The following is a 9064-nucleotide window of genomic DNA, read 5'->3' as shown; positions in this document are numbered from 1 at the left end:
GACGGCGAAGGCGCGTTCCAGATTGGCCTGCTCGATCGTGTGCAGGCGGTCCGTTCCCAGCTCATCGCGCAGGTTCAGCGCCAGCGCGGCGCGGACAAGCTGGGGCAGGCCCGGCGTGCCGGCCTTCTCGCGCGCCTCGACATCCTCGAGGAAGTCGTGCCCGCCCTCCCAGACATAGCGCACCGTTCCGCCGGCAGAGCAGGTGGGCGGCAATTCACGCCGGTAGAGCCTGGTATTGAACACCAGAAGCCCGCACGATCCGGGGCCACCAACAAATTTATGGGGCGAGAAGGAGATCGCGTCGATACAGGCGTCCGGATCACCTTCGGGATGCATGTCGATGGCGAGGTAGGGCGCAGAGGCGGCGCAATCGAGCGCCAGTATGGCGTCATGCGCGTGGAGCAGGCGGGCAAGCCGGCGCACATCGGTGACAAGGCCGGTGACGTTCGACGCTGCCGAGAAGGCACCGATACGCTGGCGCCCCTGCCATTGCGGTGCCTTGAGCAGGGCTTCCAGCGCGGCAAAATCAATCCCGCCATCGGGGCAGAGCTTCACCCGGACCACTTCAGCCGCGCTTTCGCGCCAGCTCAGCTCGTTGGAATGGTGCTCGTAGGGACCGACGAACACGACCGGGCGTGTCGCTGCCATATGGGCATCGAGCGCAGCCTTCGCCTCGGCGCCCAGCGCGGAACATACAGCCTCGCTCATGCGGGCAAGACTGGCAGGCGGGCAGGCCAGGCCGAGGATTTCCTGCAATTTGTGGATGGCCGCCGTCGCGCCCGTGCCACAGGGGATAAGGGCATCACCCGGACCGGCATTGACCGCGCGCTTGATGGTGGTCTCGGCCTCTTTCAGCCACGCATTGGAGGCACGCCCCGTGGCGCTGTCTTCGGTATGCGGATTGGCGAGGAGGGTATGGAGCGCGGAAATCTCGTTTTCCACCGCGCGATGGGCGCGGCCGGAGGCGGTATAGTCGGCATAGATAAGCGGACGCTCGCCAAAGGGCGTTTGCAAAAGCGCGTGTCGGGCGATCAACCCGTCCCGCAACGTCTCGATGTCCGTCATATCTGTCGCGACCATGAAGCCTCCTCCTGCGATTATGAAATCACGCTTCGGGAGGCGTTTTTCACTTATTTCCGCGCCAATGACGCATTATGGTGGTGAAAATCACCAGATAAGGAGCATTTCGTGGAGCTTGACGATCACGACCGCAAGATACTGCGCCTGTTGCAGGCCAATGCCAGCCAGACCGTGCAGGAGATTGCCGACGCGGTGGGCCTCAGCGCCACGCCGGTCAACCGGCGCATCAAGCGGATGGAGGAGGCGGGCCTGATCCGCGCGCGCGTCGCCCTTCTCGATCAGGAGGGTCTCGGCCTTCGTGCCACCTTGTTCATATTCGTCAAGACCAGCCGCCATGACGCTGAGTGGCTGGACCGGTTCTCGAAGGGCGTGGCGCGCCTGCCGGAAGTCATCGAATTCTACCGGATGAGCGGCGAGGTGGATTACCTCATCAAGATCGCGCTGCCGGAAATCGCCGACTACGACGCCTTCTACAAGAAGCTCATCGCCATAGCCCCGCTCTCCGATGTCAGCGCCAGCTTCGCCATGGAAGCGATCAAGAACACGACGGAAATGCCCGTATAGCCTCGCTGGTCAGCTTAACGCGACCAAATGTCAGGTGAAGTTGACAATCTCGAAGGCCAGTGTCAGGTTAAGCTGACAAATTGACCGCTACACCTTCCACATGGAGGCCCTATGACACTCGAACCGCAAAACCCGTCCCGCCGCTACACGCTGCATCTGTTTCTTTCCATGGTGGCCTACTGCCTGGTGCTCTTTGTCTCCGTCACCGTCTTGCGGGGCGGCATGGCGGACGAAGCCTGGCTCCGGGCCATCATCGCCATCCTGCCCGTCTTCCCTGCGCTTTACGGCCTGCACACCTTCATCACGTTTTACCGTGCCCTCGACGAGTTCAACCGGGCGGTAATCGCCGAAGCCAATCTCTGGTCGGTCGGGATCGTGGGCTTCATCAGCTTTGCCTACGCCTTTGCCCAGGGCGCCGTGGAAACGCTGCCCGATATCGGGCTGATCTGGGTTCTTCCCTCGCTGGTGATGGTGCAGGGGCTTGCCGCCTGCATCGTGCGCCAGCGTTACCGCTAGGGGTTGGTGATGAAGAACCGGCTGAAGGTTCTGCGCGCAGAACGCAACTGGAGTCAGGCCGAGCTGGCTGAACGTGCGAAAGTATCGCGTCAGGCGATCAACGCGGTGGAGACGGGCAAGTTTGACCCGTCACTGCCGCTGGCCTTCACGCTCGCGGAAGTGTTCGGCCTGAAAATCGAGGATATCTTTGATCCGAAAGACTAATGGGCCTCAGGACCATTTGGCCCCTTTGGCAAGGCCGCCTGCCTTTGCATAGGCCTGGCTGCCTTCGCTGTAGACCTTGTCGCCGGGCGCGATGTCGCTGGCCTTGAAATCATCCTGACCCTTCAGCCGGGCATAGATGGGATCGAAATCCTGGCCGGCGGTCGCCTCCATCAACTCCTCATAGGAATCGATGACAAAATAGGTCTGCTGGAAATCGTCATAGCGATAGTCGGTGCGCATGACCCGCTCGAGGTCGAAATGGACCCGGTTGGGAGATTTGCCTTCCAGCGCAAAGATCGACTCCGACTGGCTGGAGACAATCCCCGCCCCGTAAATCCGCTGGCCCTCGGGCGTATTGATGAGGCCGAACTCGACGGTGTACCAGTAGAGCCGCGTCAGGTTCTCGATCATGCCGTGACGGGCCGCTTTCGCACCGCCGCGCCCATAGGCTTCCATGTAGTCGGCAAAGACAGGCTGGGTCAGCAGGGGCACGTGGCCGAACACGTCGTGGAAAATGTCCGGCTCCGGCAGATAATCCAGCTTGTCCGCATCGCGGATGAAGCGCCCGGCGACGAAACGCCGGTTTGCCAGATGGTCGAAGAAGACATCGTTCGGGATCAGGCCGTGCACGGCCACGACTTCCCATCCGGTCAGCTTGTAGAGGCGCTCATTCATCCGCCGGAAGTCGGGAATGCCGCCCTCATCGAGCTTCAGGAGTTCGAGGCCCTTGAAGTGCTCCGGCGCGGCGCGCCCCTGCAGCACTTTCATCTGCCGGGCATAGAGCGTGTCCCAGACACCGTGTTCTTCCGGCGTGTAGCGGTCCCAGCACTGGTCGATCGTGTGATCGGCAGCGGGGGTCTGTTCGGCGACGACGGGATCCTGGACAGGCATGGCTCGCTCCGGAATCGGCTTTTGACGGCGCCACAATAGAGCACGGCCCCCCGCTGGCGCGAGGGGCCGCACTGCATTGTGGTAAATTGTGTCAGCTAGCGGATGCAGAGAACGTCCGACAGCGCACCGCTGGAGAAGCCGGTCCGGCCATCACCGATGAAGTAGTGATTGCCACGGCCCTGCTCGGTGATGGCGAAGAAGGCTGCGCCCCGGAAGCCTTCCGCCCGGCACAGGGCATCCGCCGTCACCTGATCGCAGGCGCGCTGGTCGAAGCTGCTCATGCAGCGCGCCACAGGAGCGCCGCTGACGCGAGGACTGGCGTAGTAGGTGCTCTGCGCACCGCGCGTGCCGCCAAATACCGATCCCGGACGCAGATGGTTGCCGGTACCATCATAATAGCCCGGATTGGGGTTGTAGCCCGGACCGGGGCCATAGCCCGGATTGGACGGGGCAGGCGGGTTGTATTGCGAGGTCGGCGAGGCCGAGCTGATCGTCCGGTCCAGCCCGAGCCGGCGCAGGTCTGACACCTCGTTGTCCAGCGTCTCGCAGCGCCCGGCAAAGTTGGCGTGCTCGCAGACAATCCAGTCGCCGCCCAGAACCCGCAGCGAACGCGCCCGGTCATTGAACTGTATGGAATTGAAATTGTCGGTATTGGCGATGATCATCCGGGCTTCGCCGCCAAAGTTCGGCTCGCTGAACATCATCAGCGCTTCGCGTCCGCCCCGGCGGAACTCGATCGGGCGCGCCGAGCTGATCTGGCGGTTCCACCCGCCGGTCAGTTGCGGCGCATCTTCCCAGAAGATCTGGCAGCGGCTGCGGTAATTGATGTCGAAGCACAATTCCCAGTAGCTGCGCTCAATGCGGAACGAGCCGGGCATGTCGTTGAAGTTTATCCGGCGGAAGTCCGGCGCTTCGCCATCAATGCGCACCGAACGTCCGGTGAAGTTCGGGCCTTCAAAGAACTCGATAACCGGCGTGCCGCCGCCCGGACGCCCGCGCTGGGCCTCTGCGTCCTGCGGGAGCATGACAAACGAAAGTGCTGCAGCACCAAGGGCGGCGAGCGATTTTCCAAAATGCTTCATGACGACCAATCCTTGTCCAGCCTGTCCAGTGTGGCGAGACTGGACCCGCCACCCTGAACCCCCGATGAAGGCCGGTGCCGGCCTTCATTCATGAACGCCGCGAAGCCTAGTAGCCTTGCGCCGCTCCGTCAGTACGCATTTCGGACGCTGCCGACAGTACGCCGGTGACCGGATCACGCCGGATAGCCTGATAGCCGCCAAAACCGCCATCGCTGGCACCGAGCACGTGGCCGCGCCGCTCCAGCTCGTCGCGCACCTCTTGCGGCACACCGCTCTCCAGATGGACCACGCCCATGCCTGCGGGCGTGCCGAGGCCATCGGTCGGTTCGGTCGAGCCTTCATGGCGCCAGCGCGCATTGTCGCCGGCCTGCTGCGGGTTCAGTCCGAAATCGATCATGTTGGTGAGGACCTGGACATGGCCTTGCGGCTGCATGCCGCCGCCCATCACGCCGAAGCTGAGGAAGCCCTGTCCCTCATAGGTCACCATGCCGGGAATGATGGTGTGGAAGGGGCGCTTGCCCGGCTCGTAGACATTGGGATGGTCGTCATCCATCGAGAACATCTCGCCGCGGTTCTGGAACATGAAGCCCAGGCCGTCCGGCACGATACCCGCGCCCATGCCGCGATAGTTCGACTGGATGAGGGACACCATCATGCCGCTGGAATCGGCAGCCGTCAGATAGGTGGTGTCATTGTCGCGCAATTGCTCCGGCTCGCCGGGGCCTACCTGTTCCATGGCCCGGTCCATGGAGATGAGCGCGCGGCGCTCGTCGGCATATTCCTCCGACAGGAGCCAGTCGACCGGTGCCGGCTGATAGGCGGGGTCGGCATAGAAGCGCGCGCGGTCCTCGAAGGCGAGGCGCTTGGCCTCGATCATCACGTGCAACGTGTCGGCGCTCATGAAGCCCATCGAGGCGAGATCATAGCCCTCGAGGATATTGAGCATTTGCAAAACGGTCATGCCCTGACCCTGCGGCGGTATCTGCCAGACATCATAGCCACGGTAATTGACCGTGACCGGGTCAACCCATTCGGAAGTGTGGGCCGCAAAATCCTCGTAGCGCAGCCAGCCGCCGATCCGGCGCATATAGGCGTCCATCGTGCGGGCAATCTCGCCTTCATAGAAGGCATCGCGGCCCTCGTCAGCCAGCAGGCGATAGGTGCGGGCAAGGTCGGGATTACGGAAAATCTCGCCTTCTGCCGGTGCTTGCCCGTCTGCATTCAGATAGGTGGCGCGGGCATTGTCGAACTCGCTGAACGCGCCGGCATCATGGCGCGCCTGCAGGATGCGCATGTTGCGGTCCCAGTAATAGGCAATCGTCTGGCTGACGGGGAAGCCTTCCTCGGCGTAGCGGATGGCAGGCGCGAGAACCTCTTCCATCGGCAGGCGGCCGAAGCGCTCATGCAGGGTGAACCAGCCATCGACCGCGCCGGGCACCGAGACGGGCAGGGGACCGACCGGGGGAATGGTGCCTTCGGGCGTCAGGTTTGCGCGCACCGTCTCGATATCGAGCCCCATGGGCGAACGGCCCGCCCCGTTGAGGCCATAGACCTGCTGGGTTTCGGGGTCATAGACGAGCACGAAAATGTCGCCGCCAATGCCATTGCCGGTCGGCTCCATCAGGCCGAGCACGGCATTCATCGCAATCGCCGCGTCCACGGCATTGCCGCCGGCTTTCAGAATGTCGATGCCGACCATGCTCGCCAGCGGCTGGGCCGATGCGGTCGCGCCATTGACCGCCTGGATGGGCGAGCGGCCCGCATAATGGTCACCCGTGATCCGGTCGCCGGGATAGAAGGTCTGCGCGGCGCTCGGAGGCAGCGAAAAGGAAATGGCCATGGCGGCTCCTGCGGCCAGCAGTGCATTGAAAGTTTTCATGATACTCCCCTTGGGGCCCCTCACTTCTATCGGGGGCGTACTTGGGTCATATCTTGAACGCCCCCTGCATCAAGGCAAGGAAAACCCTGAACCAATCACACGGGTGTGACGTCAGCCGCCCTCGTTCTGCTCATCATTGCCGCTGCGGCGCTGGCGGTCCAGCAGGCCGCGAAGCAGGTCTGCCGGTGTCGGCTGGGCGGGTTGATCCTCGCCTTCCTCGCCTTCACCAACGGGCTGCTGTCCGGGCAGGAGCCTGTCGATCAGGCCGCGCGCCTGACCGCGCGCAAGCTCGCGTGCGACCGCCTCGAAATCGATACTGAAGGACGGGTTGGCGAAACTGCCCGTCAGCCGCACCGGAACAGCAATGCCATTGAGCTCCGGTGTCCCGCCTTGCCCGGCGAGCGAGGCAACGGCGCGCGGCGAGATGCGGTAATTCATCGACTGTTCGGCAAGGTTGAACTCGCCTGCTCCGGTCACCCGCAGAAGCGGGCTCAGCATGGAGAGGTCATCATTGGTCAGCACGCCGTTTCGGATGGCAAAGCTGCCGCCTAGCTCGCTGAAATCGGTCTCCTCGGCCTCGCCAAAGCCTTGCGGCAGCTGGCGCGTGGCGATGGCGTTCTGCACGCCGCGCAGTATCTGGGCGAGGTTGAAGCCTTCGATGGCCCCGTCGGTCAGGCGCAAATTCCCGTTGCCTGTAAGCGACTGCATGATCGCCGCCGTGCTGGCACCGGAGCTGGCAAGGTCGATGGTGAAATTGCCAAGCCCGCGCAGGGCCGAGAAATCCGCTGCCGCGCCGAGGAAAGGCTGGGTCTGCAAGCCGTCGAGCCGCGCATTCAGCGTGTAGCTCAGCGTCGCGTTGCGGGCATTCACGACGAGCTGGCCCGACCCTGCACCGCCATACAGGCCGAAGCGCGAAAGGTCTGCGACCAGACGGCCATTGGCCAGCTGCACGCGCAAATCAGCCTCGCTGACCTCAATCTCGCCGAAGATCAGCTGGCCCGCAGACAGGCGCAAATCAGCATCGACCAGACGCAGCGCGGCAAGGTCAATCTCCTCGGTGCTCCATTCGGTCTGTCCGGACGGGGCCGTGCCTGCCTCCTCCTCGGGCATGTAGGGATTGAGGTCCAGCACAGGTATCGCGAGCTGTCCGGTCAGGAAGGGGCGCTCCCGGTCGGTCTGGGCGGTAAGGGCGCCGGTTGCCGTGATGTCATCAAGGGTGAAGCGGGCGTCTTCAAACTGCAGGCGGCCGGGCAGGCTGGTGAACCGGCCCGAGGCCGATGCGCGGCGCAGGGCCGAGCTCTCCGGCAAGGATTGTCCGGCAAGGCGGGCAAGGCCCGGCAGATCAGCCTCGATACTGGCATTGCCTGCCAGATCGAAATGCGCGCTTTCGAGGGCATTGCCGTCGAAGCTCAACGTCAGAGGCGATGACGTGATCTCCAGGCTGATCGGCGTTTCGCGTCCCTCCATGAAGGGCCGTACCGCGCCCAGCACGGCTGTCAGATTGATCGTTTCGCCTTCCAGTACAAAATCGCCGGAAAGCTGGGCCTCGCCATCAAGATTGGCTGCCTGCAAGGCGAGATTGAGGCTGGAGACCTCCCATGTCTCGCTGCCATCGGAATAGCTCAGCTGACCGTTCTCGATGCGGATATTGGAAAAGCTGCCATCCAGCGGCAGCGCTCCCGGCCGGCGGAAGCCCTCGTTTGCGCCCGCGCTCTCAGGCGAGGCGGCGGCTTCAGCGGACGCAAAGGTCCAGTTATTGCCGCCTGCATTCTGGCGCAGCCGGATGACGGGATCGACGAGGACGAACTCGCTCACCTCCACGCGGCTCGAAAAGAGCGGCCAGAGCGCCAGACCGAGACGCAACTCGCCCAGCTCTGCGAAGGGCTCCTCGCCAAACCCGTCTGCGTTGCCGATGGAGGCGTCAGCGGCGCGGATCTGGATGCTGGGCAGTACAGAGAGCGCGATATCGCCATTGAGGCTTACCTCGCGTCCCAGCTCCTGGCTGGCGCGCTGCTCGATCTCGCCGCGCCAGTTTTCCGGTGAAAACAGGAGCGGTGCCAGAAGGGCCGCCGCGACGGCAAGACCGGCGAGGACCAGAAGGATGACGAGCAGGCGGCGCATGGCATGACTCCCGGATCGTGGCATGAGGGCAAAGCGGCAGTTCCGTCGCCCCGGTGATTATGTTTAACTTCCTCATGCAACAGTTTCCATGGCCTGCAAGTTCAATTCTGGCCGTAAAGCTGAGCAGTCCGCTGCGCGCTGGCGTGCACACTCATTAGGGGAGCCTCTGACATGACTGAGCTTGTAGATACGCCTGCCGGCCGCTTGCCGGTGGTGAAGATGGACCGGCGTGAACTGTTGCTGGGGCTGGCCGTGGGCACAGTCGTGCCGCTTGTGGCGGGGTGCACCGCGCATAACGAGTCGCTGGGACGCAGCCAGCTCATGCTCGTCTCCGATGCGCAGATTGCCGAGCTGTCACAGCGCACCTGGCAGCAATCGCTGCAGCAGGAGCGCGTCAGCCGCGATGCCGGCAAACGCCGTCAGGTGGAACGTGTCGGCGACCGCATCGCGCAAGGCTCTGGCCTCACCCAGTATGACTGGGAATATGTCGTCTTCGAAAATGACCAGATCAATGCCTGGGTGCTGCCCAACGGCAAGGTTGCCATCTATTCCGGCCTTCTCGATGTCGTGGGCAATGACGACCAGCTTGCCACCGTGATGGGCCATGAGGCGGGTCACGTGGCCGGGCGCCATGCGCAGGAGCGTGCCTCCCAGCAAATGGCTGCCGGCCTCGGCGCCAGCCTTGCTGCCGTCGCGCTCGATCAGGGCGGCGTGGAAAATTCCGGCA

9 protein-coding genes are annotated in these 9064 nt (G+C 63.4%); 4 read left to right on the top strand and 5 right to left on the bottom strand.

Annotated elements, in window-relative coordinates; genetic code table 11:
• A partial coding sequence (locus ACTS2Z_RS07095; protein WP_442572523.1) for an aminotransferase class V-fold PLP-dependent enzyme occupies positions 1 to 1080 on the bottom strand: 1080 nt, incomplete at its 3' end.
• Positions 1081 to 1188: 108 nt separating this feature from the next.
• On the opposite strand from ACTS2Z_RS07095, the gene ACTS2Z_RS07090 reads away from it, so the two are divergent.
• The 3 genes from ACTS2Z_RS07090 (at position 1189) to ACTS2Z_RS07080 (ending at position 2364) form a co-directional block, all read left to right on the top strand.
• On the top strand, positions 1189 to 1644 hold the full coding sequence (locus ACTS2Z_RS07090) for an Lrp/AsnC family transcriptional regulator (RefSeq protein ID WP_442572522.1): 456 nt from the start codon (positions 1189 to 1191) through the stop codon (positions 1642 to 1644).
• A gap of 111 nt (positions 1645 to 1755) precedes the next feature.
• Entirely contained in the window at positions 1756 to 2160 is a 405-nt protein-coding gene (locus tag ACTS2Z_RS07085) for a hypothetical protein (protein ID WP_442572521.1), read from the top strand.
• A gap of 9 nt (positions 2161 to 2169) precedes the next feature.
• Positions 2170 to 2364 (top strand): helix-turn-helix transcriptional regulator, encoded by a 195-nt coding sequence (locus tag ACTS2Z_RS07080; RefSeq protein ID WP_442572520.1) that lies wholly within the window; start codon positions 2170 to 2172, stop codon positions 2362 to 2364.
• 6 nt (positions 2365 to 2370) lie between these two features.
• Here ACTS2Z_RS07080 and phhA read toward each other — a convergent pair whose 3' ends face one another.
• From phhA to ACTS2Z_RS07060, 4 genes are all read right to left on the bottom strand, one after another.
• Entirely contained in the window at positions 2371 to 3255 is an 885-nt protein-coding gene (gene phhA / locus ACTS2Z_RS07075; protein ID WP_442572519.1) for a phenylalanine 4-monooxygenase, read from the bottom strand.
• A 95-nt stretch (positions 3256 to 3350) separates the two neighbouring features.
• Positions 3351 to 4337, bottom strand: a complete 987-nt coding sequence (locus tag ACTS2Z_RS07070; protein ID WP_442572518.1) for a beta/gamma crystallin-related protein — start codon at positions 4335 to 4337, stop codon at positions 3351 to 3353.
• 106 nt (positions 4338 to 4443) lie between these two features.
• Positions 4444 to 6216 (bottom strand): gamma-glutamyltransferase, encoded by a 1773-nt coding sequence (gene ggt, locus ACTS2Z_RS07065; RefSeq protein ID WP_442572517.1) that lies wholly within the window; start codon positions 6214 to 6216, stop codon positions 4444 to 4446.
• Positions 6217 to 6327: 111 nt separating this feature from the next.
• Positions 6328 to 8337, bottom strand: coding sequence for an AsmA family protein (locus ACTS2Z_RS07060; protein WP_442572516.1), 2010 nt, complete (start codon positions 8335 to 8337; stop codon positions 6328 to 6330).
• Positions 8338 to 8508: 171 nt separating this feature from the next.
• Between ACTS2Z_RS07060 and ACTS2Z_RS07055 the strand changes: the two genes are divergently transcribed.
• On the top strand, positions 8509 to 9064 hold a 556-nt coding region (locus tag ACTS2Z_RS07055; protein WP_442572515.1), incomplete at its 3' end, for a M48 family metalloprotease.

This window comes from Glycocaulis sp., from assembly GCF_052168375.1.
Taxonomy (GTDB): Bacteria; Pseudomonadota; Alphaproteobacteria; order Caulobacterales; family Maricaulaceae; genus Glycocaulis.
The sequence above is the reverse complement of the archived record's forward strand: the minus strand, read 5'-3'. Positions and strand labels throughout refer to the sequence as shown.

What these genes read in the sequence shown, in the direction of transcription:
- ACTS2Z_RS07085 (WP_442572521.1), top strand. Translation starts at nt 1,756, where the DNA reads ATGACACTCGAACCGCAAAACCCGTCCCGCCGCTACACGCTGCATCTG.
- ACTS2Z_RS07080 (WP_442572520.1), top strand. Translation starts at nt 2,170, where the DNA reads ATGAAGAACCGGCTGAAGGTTCTGCGCGCAGAACGCAACTGGAGTCAG.
- phhA (WP_442572519.1), bottom strand. Translation starts at nt 3,255, where the DNA reads ATGCCTGTCCAGGATCCCGTCGTCGCCGAACAGACCCCCGCTGCCGAT.
- ACTS2Z_RS07070 (WP_442572518.1), bottom strand. Translation starts at nt 4,337, where the DNA reads ATGAAGCATTTTGGAAAATCGCTCGCCGCCCTTGGTGCTGCAGCACTT.
- ggt (WP_442572517.1), bottom strand. Translation starts at nt 6,216, where the DNA reads ATGAAAACTTTCAATGCACTGCTGGCCGCAGGAGCCGCCATGGCCATT.
- ACTS2Z_RS07060 (WP_442572516.1), bottom strand. Translation starts at nt 8,337, where the DNA reads ATGCGCCGCCTGCTCGTCATCCTTCTGGTCCTCGCCGGTCTTGCCGTC.